Here is a 19,453-nt window from a genome sequence, read left to right as displayed (position 1 = left end):
GGGTTACGGCAAAGGGGGGTAGAAGGGCTTGAGCGGGCCGCCGATCTGACTGTAGTTGTCGACGTTGCCGTCCTCGCTTTCGTACAGCTGGCGGGCCAGGCGGTTGTTGGGCGCGCGGTACAGGAACGGGATCAGCCAGGCCAGCTTGTAGGGGGCTACCTCGGTCTGGGCCTGGCCCATCAGTTCGGGCAGCGGGCCGGGGTCGAGCACCGTGCGTGCGGCGAAGTTGCCCAGCAGCTCCAGGGTCTGCTGGTCGTGTTCGCTCCAGGGCAGGCCATTGGCCCGCGCCGACTCGGCCAGCAGCACCAGCGGCACCAGCGCGTACTGGCTGTAGGTGGCGGCAAGCCGGGCACGCGCCACTTCCAGTGGCAGGTAGGCATAGCTGCCGTCCCCGCTGCGCACCGCCTGCTGCAGGCCGCGACGCAGATTGCCGTCGGCCCAGCGGATGAAGTCGTCGCGCTGCACCAGCATGCCGCTGGCGGCCACGGCCCAGGCGGCCCAGTAGTCGTGGTTGTTGAACCAGGTGAAGCTGGCGGCCTGGCGTGGCTGGTACTCGCGGATGATCAGTTCGCCGAGCTGTTCGAACCAGCGCGTCTGGGCCGGCGACAGCTGCACCTGGCCGTTGCTGGCGGCCTGGGTCAGCAGCAGCGTCGAGGCCATGGCCGCCACCGCCCACTTGCGCGCCGCCATGCCGGTGCTGCTGGCATCCGGGTTGAGCAGGGCACCGGCCTGCGCCCAGTGCTCCAGCCACTGGTCCTGGCAGGCCAGGGCCATGTTGGCCTGCTGCGGGGTCTTGGCGCGCTGGAAGCGCTTGCTGGCGAAGATCAGCCCGGCGATGAACTGCTTGACCTGCTTGCTCGCCGCCTCGGTGTCGGCATCGGGGCGGCTGCGCAGGGTCGACTTGCTGGCATCGCGCTGGTCGTACTTGCTCTGCATGCGCAGGCTGGCGGTGTACGGTGGCGGCGGCTGTTTGCTGCACTGCAGGGTGCGGTAGTCGGCGATCATCGCCGACTGGGCGGTGGCCCGCGCCGGCCAGATCGATTGCGCGGCCAGGCTGCTGCCCAGCTGCAACCCGGCGCACAGGCCCAGGGTGGCGACCAGCCAGGGCTTCAGAGGCATAGACGGGTCTCCACCTGGGTGGCGGCCTGGCTCGGCTTGGTCGGTTCGAGGAACACCGAGAGCAGGTTGGCCCCGGCGAACTCCTTGGCCTTGCTCAGCTCCAGGTAGTACTGGCCACCGCTGACGGCCGCCTCGCGGCGAAACCACACCTTGTCGCGGGCACCGTTGTCGTAATACACGATCACGTAGAAGTCCTTGACGTTCTTGTCGCTGATGCGGATGTCCAGAAAGCCCTGGCCGCTGCCCAGTGCCTTGCGGCTTTCGCCGGCGTTGCTCAGCAGTTCGATGCGGTCGTTGACGCGCAGCGCAGGGCGCTGCAGGCGGTTGCCCAGCACCGGTGTGGAGGTGCTGCAACCGCCCTTGACCGCCGGAATCAGCTGGCGGTACATCTGGTCGGACTCCAGCTGGTAGTTGGCCGGCAGCTCCCAGATGATCAGTCTGGGCGGTGCGTCGGGCTTGTAGTTCTCGGACAGCAGGTATTCGAGCAGCGAGCCGTCCTGGCCAACGCCGGGCAGGGCGTAGTTGAGGATGTCGACATCCAGGTACTGCTTGAGGTAGCCGTCGAAGTTGAACTGCTTGCTTTCGTCCTCACGGGCTGCGGCGTTACTGTCGCCCACCAGGATCACCTGCGGGTCGGGGGCTTCGTCGAACAGTGCGTCGGCATCGTCGGCCACTGGGATGGTCTGGTAGCCGCGCACGTACTGGAAGCCGTAGTTGTTGCCGCAGATGCTGCTCATCGCCAGGTTCATGGTGCCGTCCTTGGGTACCATCACGCCGGGCTCGGTGCGGTAGTGCTTCTTGGTCAGTTCGGCATAGAACGGCTGGCGGCGCACCTCATCGGCCACCAGGCGTGCGGTGGCCTCGGCACCGCTGGGGGTCCAGTGGTGGTCGCGGCGAAAGAAGTACTCGCCCGCCGGCGGGGTGCGCACCAGTTGCATCAGGTCGGGCACCACCGCGCCGCCGCTGCGCAGCTGCTGCAGGTAGCTGGCCAGGTTGTTGCTGGCGCGCTCGAAGTCGAACCCGTGCAACTGCCCGGGGTAGAGCTTGTCGCGGTGCATCAGCCCACGGGTGGGCTGCACGGCCATGGCCACGTGGATACCCTGCTGGCGGAACGCGGCCATCAGGCGCGCGAACTCCGGGCGCATGGGCGCGGGGATGCCGAAGTCGTTGGTCAGGTCGACGGCCGAACGGAACAGCCAGCGGTCCTTGCCCGGGACGATCTCGCGCATCAGTTTCATCCGCCCTTCGGCGTATTTCTGCGGATCGCTCAGGGCCGGGCAGACCATGCACTCAAGGCTGGTGCAGCCGGTGCTGGGCGCCTCGGCGGCCTGGCCGGTCTGGCTGGCGGCAGCGAGTACGGCCATCAGGCCGAGGGAGGTAAGGATCTTCATGCGCGGTTCATCATCCTGTGTTCAAGGCCAGCCTGCGGTTACAGCGTGGGGTCGATGCTGTTGGCCACGCTGATGCTCTTGTAGCCATTGGCGGCGGGCAGCAGCACGTAGCTGTACGAGCGGCCTTTCTTGAGGAACAGGTCGTCGAACTGGGCGACGTTGCGCTGATCGACATAGGCGGCGAAGCCGATCTTGATTTCGTTGACCAGGCGGCTGCCGGTCTGGTCCTTGCCCAGCGGGTCGATGACCGAGGTCTTGCCGTCGGAGGTCTTGAGGGCGGCCTGCGCGGGGGTCAGGTTGTAGAAGGCGATCTGGGCCTTTTTCGGTTCGTTGACGTATTTGTCGGCGATCAGGGTCAGGCCCTTGCCGTCATACACCACGGTGCTGGCGGCGTTGGCCTTGAGCTGCGGCTCGATGGCCTGCTTGTCGACCGCGATCTTGTGGCTGCCGGCAGGGGTGAAGCGGTAGCCGCTGAGCTGGCCGGGGGCGACCTTCTGTGGGTTGACCTTGCCGCTCAGGGTCACGTCGATGCTGCGATCGCTCAGGTTGAGCACGCGCACGAAGGCCGAGTCGGCCGGGGCCACGGCATCGTAGAGGTCGGCATTGCCGTCGTTGGCGAGGCTGGCGGTGCTGACCAGCAGCAGGGCGGTGGCGGCGAGCAGTTGGCGTGGCGAACGGGTCATGGTGTATCTCCTTAGAAGTGTTGGGTCTGGTTCATCTGACGCTGGCCGCTGACCCGATGGGCCAGCAGGGTGCGCAGCGGGAATTCCCAGACCACGGTGTCGATGTCAGGGTTGCCCAGCTCATCGCTGGCCAGAAACTGGTTCATTGCCTCGAACGGCCCGCGGGCCTCCACGGCAATGCTCAGCAGGTCACGGTTGAGGGCTTCCTTGAGAAAACCGACGAAGTTCCAGTCGTCGATCTTGCTGTAGCTGGTACCTACCAGCAGCAGGCTTTGGGCCTGGTCGGCGAACAGCTCATCGCTGCTCTGTTCGGCCTTCAGGGTTTCGTACACGGCGATCTGGTTGGCGCCAAAGTCCGGCATCAGCCGGCTCTGGTCGAACTGGATGTAGTTCATCAGGTCGCCCTTGACGGTCTTTTGCGCGACCTGGTGCGACACATAGCGCTCCTGGCCCAGCAGCTCCGGGTGCTGGCGCGCCAGTTCGAAGGCGGCCAGGCGTGCGCCATCGGGGCTCCAGTGGGTGTCGGACTTGAGAAACAGCGGTGGGCCGCCGAGGTTGTCCAGAAACGCCGAGCGCAGCGGCGTCACCGTGACGTTGCGTGCCTGCAGCTGCGCCACGAAGCGGTCGTACAGGCTGATGGCGCGCGGATCGAACGGGTGCTCGGCATGCGCGGCATAGATGTCCAGCTTCATCGGCAACGGCAGCAGCACCAGGCGCTTGCCGTGCTGCGCCAGTTGCGCCTGCACGGCGTCGATCTGTGCCAGCTGGCCTTGCACGTTGGCCTCCAGGTCATTGGGCACACGGTATTCCTGGGAGGTATAGAGCCAGCCGTCCTTGCCCAGTACCACGCCCTTGGTGCCCTCCCTGAACAGCAGGTACTGCGCGTCGGCCCACAGCTGCACCGAGGGCTCACGCAGGAAGAAGCGCTTGTCGTAGGCCTGCTCGAACTTGCGCAGCAGCTTGCCGTCGACGAACAGGTTCCAGGCGTCACTCTGGTTTTTCGCGAAACTGAAAACCGGCGGCAGGGAGTAGACGAACATCCCCGCCAGCACCAGGCAGAACAGAATGCCGTTGACCTTGCTTGCCGAGTTCATCACCGGGTACATGACAGTCTCCTAGAACTGGAAGTAGAGGAAGGGGGAGAACGAGTGCGCAGCCAGGCTGCTCAGCGCCAGCGCGAAGCCGGCCCACAGCAGCACGGCCTTGAGCCCGCCGACATGGGCCATGAAGAAGTGCTGCTTGTTGCCGGCGTAGTAGCGCACGTTGTTGCTGCCGGCCAGGATCAGCCAGCACAGCGCCACCGCCACGAACGACATGGCCATCTTCGAGGCGCCCAGCACGTAGAGCTCCAGCGAGCCCAGGCCGTTGAAGCCGAACAGCGCCTGGTAGATGTCCAGGCTATGGCGCAGGTCGTTGGTGAAGAACAGCGGCATGCTCAGGATGATCAGCAACCCGGTGCGCAGGTTGCGCCCCAGGCGGTAGGGCGTGGTGACCTTGGTGGCCAGGTTGAACTTGCGCTCGATCACCATGCCCAGGCCGAAGAACAGCCCCCAGCAGATGAAGGCGAAGCTTGCGCCGTGCCACAGCCCCGACAGCAGCATGGTGTACACCAGCGCCGGCATGGCCCCGGCGATGCGCTTGCGCACCAGCGGCATGTACACGTAGTCGCGCAGAAAGTGCGCCAGGGTCATGTGCCAGCGGCTCCAGAACTCGGTGATGCTCTGCGAGACGTAGGGCTGGTTGAAGTTCTCCGGGAAGCGAAAACCCATCATCAGCGCCAGGCCCAGGGCCATGTGGCTGTAGCCGGCGAAGTCGAAGTACAGCTGCAGGGTCGACACCACCAGGCCGAACCAGGCATCGCTCAGTTGCAGGCTGCCCTCGCTGATGAACAGCACGTTGATCGGCGCCAGCTGGTCGGCGATCAGCACCTTCATGATGAAACCGAGCATGAACCGGCATACCCCCAGCGAGAACATCTCCAGCGAGTGGGTACGCTGGCCCAGCTGCGGGGCCAGTTGGCTGTAGCGCAGGATCGGGCCGGCCACCAGGTGCGGGAACAGCGCGACGAATGCGGCGAAGTCGATGAAGTTGTTGGTGGGCGTGGCGTCCTTGCGGTAGATGTCGACGATATAGCTCAGGGCATGGAACACGTAGAACGAGATGCCCAGCGGCAGGAAGATCGTCTCCAGGGTGAAGGTGTTGATGCCCAGCGGCGCCAGCAGTGCGCCCAGCACCTCGGCGCCGAAGTTGGCGTACTTGAAATAGCCCAGGGTCGACAGGTTGCCGATGATGCCGATCCACAGCAGGCGGAACGCCCAGCGCTTGTCGCCGGCGTCCAGGCGCGCCTTGATGCGCAGGCCGAACCAGTAGTTCCAGTAGGTGATGCCGACGAACAGCAGCAGGAAGTCCGGGCGCCACCAGGCATAGAAGATGTAGCTGGCGGCGACGATCACCGTGGAGCGCCACGGCGCACGCGCCAGGAAGTACACCGCCAGGAACAGCGGCAGGTAGAGGAACAGGAACACGTTTGAGGCGAAAATCATCGCGGGGCCCGCCCTTAGTAACTGATCACGACGCCGACCGTCAGCTGGTAGTCGTCACCGGTATCCAGCGCGTTGCCGGCATTGAGGTAGCTGGCGCTGACCAGGGTGTTGACGTCCAGGTGCTTGCCGTCGAGGGCGACCGGAAACATCTTCCAGTAGTAGTTGAGGTCGAGCATCTGCCCCACGTGCTTGCCGTTGCCGTTGCTGCCCTGGGCGATGGCCTGGTTGCGTGCGCTGCGCTGGTCGCCGTCGACGCGGATCGGCAGGGTGCCACTGGCATCGCGCAGCTTGAGTTCGGTGAGGCGAAAATCCAGGGCGCTGCGCGGCGTGGGCCGGGTTTCCACGGCAAAGCCGTAGTAGCTCAGGTTGCGCAGGTCGAGGCTGACGAACGAGCTGGCCAGGCGGGTGCTGTAGGAGCCCTGGCGGGTGATGCGGTCGGACTGGATGGTGTTGAGACGAAAGCCGTCGTTCTCGTTGCTCGGCTTGTCGGTCAGCCCGCCGCGCAAGGCCAGGCGCGGGGTCCAGGGCAGGTCGTCGAAGCGTTTGCCGATCTCGCCCAGCGCCGCCCAGCCGCTGGCGTTGTGGCCGGTGGTGGTCAGGCCGTTGCCGTCGGTGTTGTCGACCTTGCCGTCGAGTGCGGCCAGCTCCAGGTGGTAGTCGCTGAACAGCGGGCTGACCTGCAGGTTGTCGGCCTTGAAGAACAGCCCGTAGCGCATGCCGGTGAAGTCGTAGCGGTCACGCGGGTCGTGCCCGCTGTGGTCGTCTTCGTACATCACGCGCGTGCCGGCCCAGTTGTTCTCGCTCCAGCGGTAGGCGTACTCGCCCATCAGGTAGGTGGTGCGTTCTTCGCTGTCGGCCAGGCGGTTGACGTCGCTGTTGTAGTTGTAGAACTTCTGCGCCACGGCGAAGAAGCCCTTGGCGAAGGTGTCCTTGTAGTCGAAACGCAGCGACTCGATGCTGTCGTCCCACCAGATGCCGTAGTCGTCGGCAAAGCGCTGGCGTCCGGCCGACAGCGAGAAGCGCGGGTCGTCGCCCAGCAGGTTGCGCTTGACGTAAAGCTCGCGCAGCTCGGCGTACCAGCCTTCGGGCTGCTCGCGGTCGAAGGCGTTGGTGCTTTCGTTCTGGCTGTTGGCCGTCTGGCTGGAGTCGTAGTTGAGCCACAGGCGACCGTAGACCATCCACTTGGCCCAGCGTTTTTCCGGCGAGTACCAGGCGAACGAGGGTTCGTAGCGCAGGCTGTAGAAGCTCTCGCGGCTGCGCCCCACCTGGGAGTCTTCGGGGCCGTAGCCGGTCTGCACGGTGAGCTTGTTGAAGAATTCGGAGGTGATCACCGGCGTGCTGGCGTCGGCGTCTACCCGCACCGGCTCGCTGCTGTCGGCTTCGGGGCCGGTGATTTCTTCGGCGGCGAACGCGGTGTACAGCGGCGCGAGCATGAGCAGGGCGCCAAACAGGGACGGATGCGCTTTCACAGGGTGGTCTCCTTGAGCAGGTCATTGCGTGCCGCCATGGCGCGCTCGATGTCAGCCGTTTTCAGGGTTTTGTCCAGGCGCTTGAGCAGCCCGCGTGCGCGGCGCTCGCCCAGGTCCAGGGCAAGGCGCGCGTAGGTGTAGGCCTTGACCGGGTCGTGGCAGATGGCGCGGCCGCTCGCGTAGATGGTGGCCATGCGGTACCAGGCGGCAGTGGCGCCGCGCTCGGCCTGTTCCTGGTAGATCGCCAGGGCACGCTCCTGGTCGGGCTGGTCGAGGCCGCCCTTGCTGTACAGGTCGGCCAGCAGCAGGTGCGCGTCGCGAAAGTTGCTGGCGATCAGTTCGTCGATCAGCACCTGGGCCTTTTGCGGGTCCAGGGTCAGCCAGTTGGTGACCATGTACAGCGAGGCATTGAGCGCCTTGGCCCGGGTAGGGTCCTTGGCCTGCACCTGGGCAATCAGCGCCTGTACCTGGTCGGCGTTGTGCTCGGTGGGGTTGGAGATCATGAAGTTGGCCTTGGACACCAGCGCCGGCACGAAACCGCGCTGCGCGGCGTTGTCGAACCAGCGCTGGACCTCGGCCATGGCGGCCGCCCATTCATCGGCCAGGGCCTTTGCACGGGCCTGCTGTTCGGGGGTGGGCGCGGGCCTTGGGGCACCCATGGCGTTGCCCAACTGCTCATCCTGTTCGGCCTGCTGGTCGGCACGCTGCACGGTGCTGATGGTGTCGAGCAACGAGCCGATACGGTGCACGATCTCCACCGGCAACTGCGCCATCCGGGGCTCCAGGGTGCGGGCGAAGGCGGGGAACGCGGTGTCCTGGCGCTCGCCGAGGAAGGCGTAGTAGCGGTCGACGCCACGCGGGTCGACGCGTACCGCCTGCTGGTACCAGTGCTCGGCAGCGGCGCGGTCGCCCTGGCGCTCGGCGACCACCGCGCGGTACAGCTCGGGGTGGCAGTCGAGCAGGCAGGACTGCTCGTACAGCGCCAGCAGCTGCGCGGCCTCGGCGGTGGGCACCAGGTCCGGGTAGGTCAGGAACACTTCCAGCGTGGCATTGGTGTTGCGCGGGTCCAGGGTGGCCGGGTAGCGGGTCAGCGCCTGGGCCACCCAGGCGCGCTGCTGCTGGCGCAGGCCGGGGCTGCGGTCAAGCAGGCGGGCCAGCGAGGCCAGCGCCGGCACCAGGCCGCGACCCTCGGCAAACGCTTCCTGGTACAGGCGGATCGCCTCCTGGCGGTTGGCGCTGTCGCTGCTGGCCAGCACATCGCCCAGCAACTGCTTGGACGCCAGGTCACCGCGCTCGGCGAGCACGCGCAAATCGGCGCTCACATCGGCTTGCGGGTCCTTGTACAGCGCGTAGCGGATCTGCTCCAGGCTTTGCCCGGCAAGGGCAGGGCCGGTGCAGGCGAGGGCAGTGAACAGCAGCCAGGCGGGCGTCATCGGTTTCATCTGGGGGCCCTTCAGCGCGACAGCGACGGCAAGGCCGGCAGGCCCAGGTACAGGTCCACCGCCACCGGTTTCTGGTAGGCCGCCAGTGGCAGCGGACGGTCCGGCCGGATGGTCAGGGCGAGGTTCTTGTTCAGTGCGTCGACCCGCGAGTCCACCACGGTGCCGCCGAAGCGTTCGTCCAGGCCGAACACCTGCAGGTCCACGGATCTGACCCGGCTGATGTCGCTCAGCTTGTCGAACGGCACGTTGGCGCTGACGTACAGCGGCTGGTCCTTGGGCAGCAGGTGCAGCAGCGGCGCCTGCTTGTAGCCGTAACCGTTCATGGGCGTGCTGGGGAAGTACACCTGGCAGTCGCACGGGCTGTTGATCACGGTCTCGATGGTGGCGCGCCCCAGCAGGGTCTGCAGGTCGCCGGGCGCGAGGTCGGCCAGCGCCTTCATGTCGGCCGGGCTGGTGAAACTGGTGGCCAGCTGGGTGGAGATGTTGGCCAGCGGCTCGCCGGCCTTGACCTCGCTCTGCCCAGGCTGCAGCAGGAACTTCACGTAGCCGTTGTCGGGCATGCTGATGATCTGCGCATCGGCACTGACCTGGGCCTGCACGGCCGGAATGCGGAAGAACAGCAGGTAGCTCTTGTAGGCCACGAAGCTCAGCGCTGCGATGCCGGCGGCGGTGAACAGCAGGGTGCCGCCGATGGCGCGCAGGCGATCGCCTGCATTGCGTGCGCTGGCGTACTTGTGCTTGCGCTCCTTGATGTAGTTCTCGCGCTGCATCACGTTGAACAGGCCGTTGACGTCGGCAATTTCGCCCGACAGGTAGGCGCTGATGATGTAGCGCAGGATGTCGCGCTTCTGGGCGTCGAGGTCGACGAACTGCGCGCCGACTTCGGCGCCGCGCTGCGAGACGATCTTGATCTGGCTGTCGATGTTCAGGTCGACCTGGTTCAGGCGCAGCTGGATCGAGGCGTTGTACAGGCTGCCGATCTTCAGCGGGGCGCTGTGCACCAGGCCCAGGCCGCCCAGGGAGATGTCCTGCAGGGTGCTGTCGATGGGCGCCTGGCCGGGGGCGCTGAGCCTGACCCGGGCATTGAGCTTGGTGCGCACGTACTGGCGTTCGTCGATGGCCTCGTGGACCACATTGGCTGCAGTGGTGCCGGGGGCTGCTGGGATGTTCGAGCTACTCATGGCAGGCGCCTTTCCTTAACGTTGCGTGAGTTCGAGAAGTACCGAGATGGCACCGAAGAAAATCGCGATGGATGAAAACAGCATCGCCTTCGATGACCAGCGGTTCAGGGCCGTGTCGAAATCGACAGTGCCGTTGCTTAGCGTGGTTTTTTGCCGGGTCCAGCTCTGCTGGTCCATGTGGAACAGTGCGTACACCTTCATCAGCGAGCCCACGATCTGGTTGTAATAGAGAACGAACGGGTACACCGGGCTGACCGGGTGACCGGCGAACAGGAACAGCACCGTCACCAGGCTGCGCGAGAGCAGTACCCAGAACAGGTACACCAGCAGGTACTCGATGCCGAACACCACGCCGGCCACCACCGAGGCGGTCAGGCCCATCAGGCAGGTCCACATCGACACGCGCTGGTCGAGCAGCACGTACAGGGTGAACAGGCCCAGGCGGGCGCGGCCCAGCAGGTGGGTGGCGCGAAAGTTCTGGCGCAGCGAGTTGCCGTACCAGCGGAACATCAGCTGGCGGGTGGCGCGCCAGAAGCTGTTGTCTGGTGGATGCTCCACGGTCAGGGTGTTGCTGTCGGGCACGTAGAAGGTGTCCCAGCCGGCGCGCATCAGGCTCAGCCACGAGGACTTGTCGTCGCCGGTGAGAAACTGGAAGCGGCCCAGGCGCCAGTGTTCGAGAAAGTCGGCTTCCACGTCGCGGATGAATTCGGGGTCGGTCATCACGCTGGCGCGAAAGAACGACAGCCGGCCGGTCAGGGTCAGCACCCGGTGCGACAGGGCCATCGAGCACATGTTGATGTGCCGCTGCACGAAGCGCATCGAGTGCCACTGGCGCATCAGCGGGCTGCCTTCGACCTCGCAGAACTCGTTGGTGGTCAGGCCACCGACATTGGGCAGGTAGGCGAACAGCTTGACCGCGCGCTCGACGCAGCCGGGCAGCATCATGGTGTCGCCGTCGACCACGCCGACCACCGCGTCCTGCAGCGGCATCTGCCGCGACAGGGCACGGAAGGCATGGGCCAGGCCGTCACGCTTGCCGGTGCCACGGGCGCGCACGATCACCAGCTTGATGTCGTCGCGATCGACCACTTCGTTGCGCATGATGGTCTTGATGAACTGCTCGTCGCCTTTTTCCACGATCGAGGCGATCACCGTGCACGGCACGTTCAGCCGCTGCACTTCCTGGAATACCGACTGGTACACCTTGAAGGTGGTGTGGGTGGGGATGCGAAAGCTGGTCACCACCATGAACATGTGCGAGGGCAGGGCATCGTCGCCCATGCGCTCGACCGCCTTGCGGATGCGCGGGAACTTCCAGTGCAGGAAGTACATGCCGCGGATGTAGTGGACGATGGCATTGCCGTAGCGCCACATGCCCAGGGTACCGATGATGAAGATGAACGTGTGGTGGCTGGGGTCCAGGTACTGCGGCGCGATCATCTGCGACGCCAGCGCGACCAGGCCGAACAGGCAGGCCCAGGCACAGAAGCTGGCGCCTGCCTGCAGGTAGCCGGGTCGACCCTCGGGCCGCTGTTGCTGTGGTTTCATGGTGCCGTTTCTCCTTGGTACGGGCAGCGCGCACCCGGCCGTTCACGCACATGAGGTTCGCCGGCGCTCCGAAGGAGGCGGCACTCAGGCAGGTAAACAGTCGGGTGACGCGTGGAGTCGAACGCCTTGGGCTCTCTTGACGGAGCCTGTGGCCTTACCAGCAGATCCCTTCCTGGGTGGCGTTGCTGGCGTTGGGCATGAAACCGACCAGGTCGACGATCTGCTTGTCGCCATTGCCTTCCAGGGCCTGGGCGAAACGCGGGTCGTTGTTGCCCAGCACGATGATCTCGGCGCCGTCGATCACCTGGTCGAGGTCGTTGCACAGCAGCGATGACACGTGCGGGATCTTCGACTCGATGTAGTCGCGGTTGGCGCCGAACACCCGGGCATACTCGACGTTGGCGTCGAAGATGCGCAGCTCGTAACCCTTGCCGATCAGCATTTCGGCCAGCTCCACCAGCGGGCTTTCGCGCAGGTCGTCGCTGCCGGCCTTGAAGCTCAGCCCCAGCAGGCCGATACGGCGCTTGTTGAAACCGCTGACCAGGTCGAAGGCGTTCTGCACCTGGCTGCGGTTGCTGGACATGATCGAGGCCAGCAGCGGGTGCTCGACGTCCAGCTGGCCGGCGCGGTAGGTGAGGGCGCGCACGTCCTTGGGCAGGCACGAGCCGCCGAAGGCAAAGCCGGGGCGCAGGTAGTAGCGCGACAGATTGAGCTTGTGGTCCTGGCACACCACGTCCATCACCTCGCGTCCGTCCACCCCGGAGGCCTTGGCGATGTTGCCGATCTCGTTGGCGAAGCTCACCTTGGTGGCGTGCCACACGTTGCAGGTGTACTTGATCATCTCGGCCACTTCGATCGACTTGCGGATCACCGGGGCGTCCAGGCCCTCGTACAGCGATTGCAGGATGTCGCCCGACTGGGTGTCGAGTTCGCCGATCACGGTCATGGCCGGGAAGTCGTAGTCCTTGATGGCCGTGCTTTCACGCAGGAACTCGGGGTTGACCGCCACGCCGAAATCGACGCCGGCCTTCTTGCCCGAGGCTTGCTCGAGCAGCGGGATGACCACGTTGTTGACCGTGCCTGGCAGCACGGTGCTGCGCACCACCACGGTGTGACGGCCAGCCTTGTCGCGCAGGGCTTCGCCGATCTGGCGGCATACGGCCTCCATGTACACCAGGTCGAGGTCGCCGTTCTTCTTGCTGGGCGTGCCCACGCACAGCAGCGACAGTTCGGTGTCGAGCACGGCGCGTTGTACGTCGGTGGTGCCGTACAGGCGCCCTTGCTTCACGGCCTGTTGCAACAGCTGCTCGAGCCCCGGCTCGACGATGGGCGACTTGCCCTGGTTGATCATGTCGATCTTGGCCGGGGAGATATCCACCCCCACCACATTGTGGCCACGTGCCGAGAGGCACCCGGCGCACACGGCACCTACATATCCGAGCCCGAAAATACTGATGTTCATAGAGATCCCTTTAGCACTGTTCGCCTGAGCGAACCCTTGTGTAGTTGATAAATGTTCAGGCGGCAGGCGCAAACTGAAACGCGGCGAACGTTGATGTTCGTCGGCGGCTTATCTCTCTTTTTTTCATCCTATAGCGTTTAATTTTGGAACGGCAACACTTCATATCAAATTAACTAGAAAAAAATATAGTTTGTTTTGTGAAAGTTAAAAAACCGTTAAAAAACAATGACTTAGAGTTTTTGTAAAGTTCGACGTCAAAAAATTGATATGTGTATTTGGTGCGTTTTAATGGCGCCAAAAAAATGCTTCCACGGGGTTTTTACATAACTTTAAATGGTGGCCAATCGCCTTCATTTAATTAGATGAACCGTTTCAGCTTAATGTTTTGAAAGTTGCAATTGGGCGACGGGTTAGTTGTGTTGATGAGTGCATCGCGAGCGTGAACAGCCTGTTTTACTGGCGTTGCTTTTTTTGCATTCGCCACCGCTTGTGCTCCGCGTGGCGAGCCGGGCATAGTTTCAGCTTCATGCGTGGCCTGTGCCTGTACAGGCAGGTCTGCTCATCCAGGCAGAAGCCCAGCTGCAGTGACGATGAGCCGCGTAGGAAGCCATGTAGGAAGGCTGGGAAATTGACGTCAGCCGGATGGCGTTTACAGTTAGCTCACCCGGTCGATTTTTTGCTAAGGTGGCCGGATACAATTCACACCGTAACGCGAGGTGTCTGCTTGATCAGGGTCCTGGTGGTCGATGACCACGATTTGGTGCGTACGGGCATTACCCGCATGCTGGCCGACATCGACGGCCTGCAGGTGGTAGGGGAAGCCGATTCCGGCGAGGCAGCACTGAAACTCACCCGCGAACTCAAGCCCGACGTGGTCCTGATGGACGTCAAGATGCCCGGCATCGGTGGCCTGGAGGCGACCCTCAAGCTGCTGCGCAGCCACCCCGACATCAAGGTGGTGGCCGTGACCGTGTGCGAGGAAGACCCGTTTCCCACCCGCCTGCTGCAGGCCGGTGCGGCCGGCTACCTGACCAAGGGCGCCGGGCTGGGTGAAATGGTCCAGGCCATTCGCCTGGTGTTTGCCGGGCAGCGCTACATCAGCCCGCAGATAGCCCAGCAGCTGGCACTCAAGTCGTTCGAACCGCAGAATGCCTCGCCGTTCGACAGCCTGTCGGAGCGGGAGATCCAGATCGCCCTGATGATCGTCGGTTGCCAGAAGGTGCAGATCATTTCCGACAAGCTGTGCTTGTCGCCGAAGACGGTGAATACGTACCGTTACCGGATCTTCGAGAAACTTTCCGTTACCAGTGACGTGGAACTGACGTTGCTGGCCGTGCGCCACGGTATGGTTGACGCCAACCTCTGATATGACCCCAGCGTTTGATTCAAGTGCCTTTCTGGCGACCTGCAGCGGACGTCCGGGTGTCTACCGGATGTTCGACGAAGGCGCGCGCCTGCTGTATGTCGGCAAGGCCAAAAACCTCAAGAAGCGCCTGGCGAGCTATTTTCGCAAGGCGGGCCTGGCGCCCAAGACAGCCGCGCTGGTGGCGCGCATCGCTCAGGTCGAGACCACCATTACCGCCAACGAGACCGAGGCGCTGCTGCTCGAGCAGACCCTGATCAAGGAATGGCGCCCGCCGTACAACATCCTGTTGCGCGACGACAAGTCCTACCCCTATGTGTTCCTCAGTGATGGCGACTACCCGCGCCTGGGCATCCATCGCGGGGCCAAGAAGGCCAAGGGCAGGTACTTCGGCCCTTACCCCAGTGCCGGTGCCATTCGCGAAAGCCTGAGCCTGCTGCAGAAGACCTTCTTCGTGCGCCAGTGCGAAGACAGCTATTACGCCAACCGCACCCGGCCGTGCCTGCAGTACCAGATCAAGCGCTGCAAGGCGCCGTGCGTCGGCCTGGTCGAGCCGCAGGAGTACGCCGCCGACGTGCGCCACTCGGTGATGTTCCTGGAGGGGCGCAGCCACCAGTTGACCAACGAGCTCAACGAAGAGATGGAGCGCGCCGCGATGGCCCTGGAGTTCGAGCGTGCCGCCGAGCTGCGCGACCAGATCGCCTTGCTGCGTCGCGTGCAGGATCAGCAGAGCATGGAGGGCGGCAGCGGCGACGTGGATGTGGTGGCCGCCTTCGTCAACCCGGGCGGGGCGTGCGTGCACCTTATCAGCGTGCGCGGCGGGCGGGTGCTGGGCAGCAAGAACTTCTTTCCGCAGGTGGGCATCGAGGAAGACGTGGCCGAGGTCCTGTCGGCGTTCCTGGCCCAGTACTACGTGGGCAACGCCGAGCGCGAGCTGCCTGCCGAGCTGATCGTCAACGTGGTGCACGAAGACTTCGAAGCCCTGTGCGCCGCCGTCGAGGCCCTGCGGGGTCGTGAGCTGACCATCAGCCATCGGGTGCGCGGCACCCGCGCGCGCTGGCAGCAACTGGCCGTGACCAACGCCGAGCAGGCGCTGATGGCGCGCCTTGCCAACCGCCAGCACATGGCCGCGCGCTTCGATGCGCTGGCCCAGGTGCTGGACCTGGATGAAACCCCGCAGCGCCTGGAGTGCTACGACATCAGTCACTCCAGCGGCGAGGCCACCGTGGCCTCCTGCGTGGTGTTCGGCCCCGAGGGCCCGATCAAGTCCGACTACCGGCGCTACAACATCGAGGGCGTGACCGCCGGCGATGACTACGCGGCCATGCACCAGGCCCTGACCCGGCGCTTCTCGCGGATCAAGGACGGCGAGGGCAAGCTGCCGGACGTGCTGCTGGTGGATGGCGGCAAGGGCCAGCTGAACATGGCCCGCGACGTGCTGCAGGAACTGGCCGTGCCCGACCTGATTCTGCTGGGCGTGGCCAAGGGCACCACGCGCAAGGCCGGTTTCGAAACCTTGTACCTCAACGACGTGGCCCACGAGTTCACCCTCAAGGGCGACTCGCCGGCGCTGCACCTGATCCAGCAGATCCGCGACGAGGCGCACCGTTTCGCCATCACCGGTCACCGCGCGCGGCGCGGCAAGACGCGGCGCACCTCGACCCTGGAAGGCGTCGCCGGGGTAGGGCCCAAGCGCCGGCGCGACCTGCTAAAACACTTTGGCGGACTGCAGGAACTGAGCCGTGCCAGCGTCGAAGAAATCGCCAAAGCACCCGGAATCAGTAAAAAGCTTGCCGAGTCGATTTATGACAGCCTGCATAGCGAGTAGAATGCCCGCTCACCTCGCAGCCAGTTGTGCCGATGAATATCCCGAATCTGCTTACCGTACTACGCGTTCTGCTCATACCGATCTTCATACTGCTGTTCTATGTGCCGTATCACTGGAGCTACATAGCCGCCAGCAGCGTGTTTGCCGTTGCCGCCGCCACCGACTGGCTGGACGGTTATCTGGCTCGTCGGTGGCAGCAGAGCACTCCGTTTGGCGCCTTCCTCGACCCGGTCGCGGACAAGCTGATGGTGGCCGTGGCCCTGGTGCTGCTGGTGCAGGTGCATGCCAACCTGTGGCTCACGCTGCCGGCGGCGGTCATCATCGGTCGCGAGATCGTGGTGTCGGCGCTGCGTGAATGGATGGCCGAGATGGGCGCACGTGCCCATGTGGCGGTGTCCAACCTGGGCAAGTGGAAGACCGCGGCACAGATGCTGGCGCTGGTGATCCTGCTGGGCAACCCGCCGGTGTGGGGGTTCTGGGTAGGCCTGGGTTATGCGCTGCTGCTGGTGGCGGCGGGGCTGACCCTGTGGTCGATGGTGCACTACCTGCGTGCAGCCTGGCCGCACCTGCGTGAAGGCTCTGAAATAAAATAAACTTTTTTGAATCAAGGGGTTGACGGCGTTTTTAAAATCGCTAGAATGGCCCCCATCAACACGACGCGGGAATAGCTCAGTTGGTAGAGCACGACCTTGCCAAGGTCGGGGTCGCGAGTTCGAGTCTCGTTTCCCGCTCCAGTATTTGGAGCTACAGATCGAAAGGTCTGTAATTCGTCAGAAAGAAGGGCCGCTGAAAAGTGGCCCTTTTTTCGTTGCGCAACAATCCTCTTCGAATACGCAAGACAGGACGGCTTCAACCGTCCAGGGCCTGCTGTGTGTTCAGCACTGTCTCCAGGCGCGTTTGCACCTGGCGTACCTTCCGGGCCAGCTGCGGCGTGATGTGCGACCCCGCAAAGCTGGCATTCCAGTTCGGCGCACAAGGTGGCCAGGGCGAACGCCTGAACCGAGCACAGGGCGCCGCCCAGGCTGTGCAGTACCTGCGCCAGGACGCCGGCATCGGCGTTGTCCAGTGCGACGTGGATCTTGTGCAGGTCGTCGCGCATCGAGGTGATGAACAGTTTTCGCATCGCAGGCGGAACGTGGACGGTGTCGACGTCGCTCGATGGTGTGGTGGCGGGTTCGTCGACCTCGGTGAAGGGCTGCGGCAGAACCAGCTCGCAGTGCTGCAACAGCTGAGTACGCAAGGTGTGCAGGTTCAGGGGCTTGACCATCCAGGCGTTCATGCCCACGGCCGCGCAGCGCTCGCCTTCATCGCGCATGGCGTTGGCTGTGATGCCGATCACGGGCAGGTCGGCATCCTGCTGGCGCAATGCCTGGGTCAGCTCATAGCCATTGATAACCGGCATGTTGACGTCGGTGAGCACCAGGTCGTACGCCCCGGGCGCCCAGAGTGCCAGTGCCTGCTCACCGTTGAACGCCACCGTGACCACGCAGCCCAGGGCTTCGAGTTGCTCCTTGATGATCGCCTGATTGATGGGGTTGTCTTCGGCTACCAGAATCCGCAGGTCCAGTGGCTGGCGGGTGCCCGCTGGCCAGGCGCTGTGCTGCGTGTCGTGACCGCCGTGCGCCAGGCCCACCGCCCTGGCGATCGCGCGAACGTCGTAGGCATCGACCTCCCAGCCATCAGCGCCGTGGTCGGGTGGGTTGGGCCCGCCCGGTACGGCGTTGATCCGGGGGCCAGCCCACGCTTGACCGGACGCGAGCATGTCCACCAACAGTGTCGCGTCGTTGCCCGAACCCATGTCGCTGGCCAGCGGACGGGCGTCTACCCCCAGCCGAACGAGCCAGGCGCAAAGGTGCCGGGCCAGTTCCGGGACGGGTGCGCGCACGTACACAGGGGCGGTGGATGGCTCGAGTTCAGGACAGTCGGTGAGTGCGCCGGGCGCGCGGGGCAGCTTCAGCTGCAGGGTGAAACTGCTGCCCAGCCCGATTGCACTGACCACGTCGAGCTGGCCGTCCATCAGTTCGCAGAGCCGGCGGCAGATGGACAGGCCCAGGCCTGCGCCGGCCTCGCTGCTGGCGTCGCGCACCTGATAGAACGGGTCGAACAGATGCACCTGCTGGGCCTGGGAAATACCCAGTCCCGAATCGCTGACCTGCCACTGCAACTGGCTGTATTCGCTGTCCTGTTCCACGACCCGAGCCCGCAGCACCACCCGGCCGCTGTCGGTGAACTTGATGGCATTGCTCAGCAGGTTGTTGAGGATCTGGCGAATGCGCAACGGATCGCCGCGCAGCCGGTCGGGCAGGTCGGCATCGATGCAGGCATACAGTTGCAAGCCTTTGGCCTGGGCGTATGCACTGTAGGTGCCGAGTGTGGCCTCGATCATCTCCAGAGGGCAGAAGTCCAGATCGTCGATGGTCATCTGTCCGGATTCGATCTTCGACACATCCAGCACGTCGCTGATCAGCTGGAACAGGGTGGCCGATGATCGCTGGATGGTCTGCAGGTAGTGCTGCTGGCGCGGGTCGAGCGCGGTCAGCCCCATCAGCTCCAGGGTGCCCAGTACGCCGTACAGCGGTGTGCGGATCTCATGGCTCATGGTGGCCAGGAAACGTGTCTTGGCTTCATTGGCGGAATCGGCGGCCAAGCGCGCCTGTTCAAGGCTGGCGGCATCTTCGACAAGCCGGGTAACGTCATGAAAGGCACACAGCCAGGCGTTTTCGCCGTGGTAGCGGGTAGGCACAAGGCTCACGTGCCAATGGCGGCCTTCAACCTGCAGATCGGTTGAGCCCCGCTCGGGCAGGTCGTGCTGTCGACGCAGGGCGCCGATCAGCGTGGCGCTGCCGTGGGACTGCTGGGCGTGCTGGTTTTCCAGCAGCACCGCGTAGTCGCTGCAACGCAGCACGCACAGACCGGCTGGCGCCGTGTCGATGACGGCTCGACTGAAAGCCTCGCTCTCGGCGATGTCTTCAAGTGCACGGTGGGCAGGCAACACCACATGCTTGCGATACCAGTGATTGAACGCCCAGCCGCCGCCCAATCCGGCCAGCATCAGTGCAACCAGTCCCAGCAGCGGCCAGAAGGCATAGTCCACAAAGCTTTTGAAACCGATCACATAGATGCCGGTCCAGGGCTGCTCGCCCGGGCTTGTCACACGGAACACCAGCCCGTCAGCGTTCAGGTTCAGGCCTTCATGCAGCACCCGATCGGGCTTGAACTCGCCCACCAATGCCTCGCGGGTGGGGGCGATCAGGCTGAAGTGATCGTAGATCGACCACTGCATGATGCGTTCGATGTTGTTGACCTGATCCAGCGTGAACATGGACGCCACCACCACCGAGGGGCTGGCCCCTGAAATGTGCAGCCGGGTTGCCGACAGGTCGATGTCGACATACCCCAGCACAGTGGCAGGGGCATCGGGGCC

15 protein-coding genes and 1 tRNA gene are annotated in these 19,453 nt (G+C 64.4%); 6 read left to right on the top strand and 10 right to left on the bottom strand.

The genetic code is table 11. The features are described from left to right. Positions 1-3: 3 nt before the first annotated feature. The 10 genes from QMX96_RS05845 to QMX96_RS05800 form a co-directional block, all read right to left on the bottom strand. Positions 4-1,119, bottom strand: coding sequence for a polysaccharide lyase (locus tag QMX96_RS05845; RefSeq protein ID WP_043860256.1), 1,116 nt, complete (start codon positions 1,117-1,119; stop codon positions 4-6). Next, positions 1,110-2,510: an alginate biosynthesis protein AlgX gene (locus tag QMX96_RS05840; protein WP_282361347.1), complete on the bottom strand. Its 1,401-nt coding sequence runs from the start codon at positions 2,508-2,510 to the stop codon at positions 1,110-1,112. Before QMX96_RS05840 ends, QMX96_RS05845 begins: the two co-directional genes overlap by 10 nt. 38 nt (positions 2,511-2,548) lie before the next feature. Then, positions 2,549-3,193 (bottom strand): alginate O-acetyltransferase AlgF, encoded by a 645-nt coding sequence (locus QMX96_RS05835; protein WP_043860258.1) that lies wholly within the window; start codon positions 3,191-3,193, stop codon positions 2,549-2,551. A gap of 11 nt (positions 3,194-3,204) precedes the next feature. Beyond that, positions 3,205-4,299: an alginate O-acetyltransferase gene (locus tag QMX96_RS05830; protein ID WP_282361346.1), complete on the bottom strand. Its 1,095-nt coding sequence runs from the start codon at positions 4,297-4,299 to the stop codon at positions 3,205-3,207. Between the two features lie 9 nt (positions 4,300-4,308). Further along, positions 4,309-5,736, bottom strand: coding sequence for an MBOAT family O-acyltransferase (locus QMX96_RS05825; RefSeq protein WP_282361345.1), 1,428 nt, complete (start codon positions 5,734-5,736; stop codon positions 4,309-4,311). A gap of 14 nt (positions 5,737-5,750) precedes the next feature. Continuing rightward, positions 5,751-7,205, bottom strand: coding sequence for an alginate biosynthesis protein AlgE (locus tag QMX96_RS05820; RefSeq protein WP_043860261.1), 1,455 nt, complete (start codon positions 7,203-7,205; stop codon positions 5,751-5,753). Continuing rightward, on the bottom strand, positions 7,202-8,647 hold the full coding sequence (locus QMX96_RS05815; RefSeq protein ID WP_052504205.1) for a sel1 repeat family protein: 1,446 nt from the start codon (positions 8,645-8,647) through the stop codon (positions 7,202-7,204). The genes QMX96_RS05820 and QMX96_RS05815 overlap by 4 nt, the downstream gene beginning before the upstream one ends. 11 nt (positions 8,648-8,658) lie before the next feature. Next, complete coding sequence (locus tag QMX96_RS05810; RefSeq protein ID WP_043860263.1) at positions 8,659-9,828, bottom strand: PilZ domain-containing protein; 1,170 nt, start codon at positions 9,826-9,828, stop codon at positions 8,659-8,661. Between the two features lie 15 nt (positions 9,829-9,843). Further along, positions 9,844-11,376 (bottom strand): glycosyltransferase, encoded by a 1,533-nt coding sequence (locus tag QMX96_RS05805; protein WP_173925053.1) that lies wholly within the window; start codon positions 11,374-11,376, stop codon positions 9,844-9,846. Positions 11,377-11,530: 154 nt separating this feature from the next. Next, positions 11,531-12,838 (bottom strand): UDP-glucose/GDP-mannose dehydrogenase family protein, encoded by a 1,308-nt coding sequence (locus tag QMX96_RS05800; protein WP_282361344.1) that lies wholly within the window; start codon positions 12,836-12,838, stop codon positions 11,531-11,533. A 724-nt stretch (positions 12,839-13,562) separates the two neighbouring features. Here QMX96_RS05800 and uvrY point away from each other — a divergent pair. The 6 genes from uvrY to QMX96_RS05770 all read left to right on the top strand — a co-directional run bounded on the left by uvrY (position 13,563) and on the right by QMX96_RS05770 (position 19,384). Then, positions 13,563-14,204: a UvrY/SirA/GacA family response regulator transcription factor gene (gene uvrY / locus QMX96_RS05795; protein ID WP_282361343.1), complete on the top strand. Its 642-nt coding sequence runs from the start codon at positions 13,563-13,565 to the stop codon at positions 14,202-14,204. A 1-nt stretch (position 14,205) separates the two neighbouring features. Further along, positions 14,206-16,029, top strand: coding sequence for an excinuclease ABC subunit UvrC (uvrC, locus tag QMX96_RS05790; protein ID WP_043860266.1), 1,824 nt, complete (start codon positions 14,206-14,208; stop codon positions 16,027-16,029). Between the two features lie 32 nt (positions 16,030-16,061). Continuing rightward, the gene (gene pgsA, locus QMX96_RS05785) at positions 16,062-16,622 is read left to right on the top strand and encodes a CDP-diacylglycerol--glycerol-3-phosphate 3-phosphatidyltransferase (protein ID WP_043860267.1); all 561 of its coding nucleotides are present in this window, start codon (positions 16,062-16,064) and stop codon (positions 16,620-16,622) included. Between the two features lie 65 nt (positions 16,623-16,687). Continuing rightward, positions 16,688-16,763, top strand: a tRNA-Gly gene (locus tag QMX96_RS05780). Between the two features lie 200 nt (positions 16,764-16,963). Next, entirely contained in the window at positions 16,964-18,517 is a 1,554-nt protein-coding gene (locus tag QMX96_RS05775) for a hypothetical protein (protein WP_282361342.1), read from the top strand. A gap of 318 nt (positions 18,518-18,835) precedes the next feature. Then, positions 18,836-19,384, top strand: coding sequence for a hypothetical protein (locus QMX96_RS05770; protein ID WP_282361341.1), 549 nt, complete (start codon positions 18,836-18,838; stop codon positions 19,382-19,384). The last annotated feature ends 69 nt before the right edge of the window (positions 19,385-19,453 follow it).

It is taken from the genome of Pseudomonas sp. PS01300, from assembly GCF_029960155.1.
GTDB lineage: Bacteria > Pseudomonadota > Gammaproteobacteria > Pseudomonadales > Pseudomonadaceae > Aquipseudomonas > Aquipseudomonas palmensis.
This window is presented reverse-complemented; position numbering and strand designations above follow the sequence as displayed.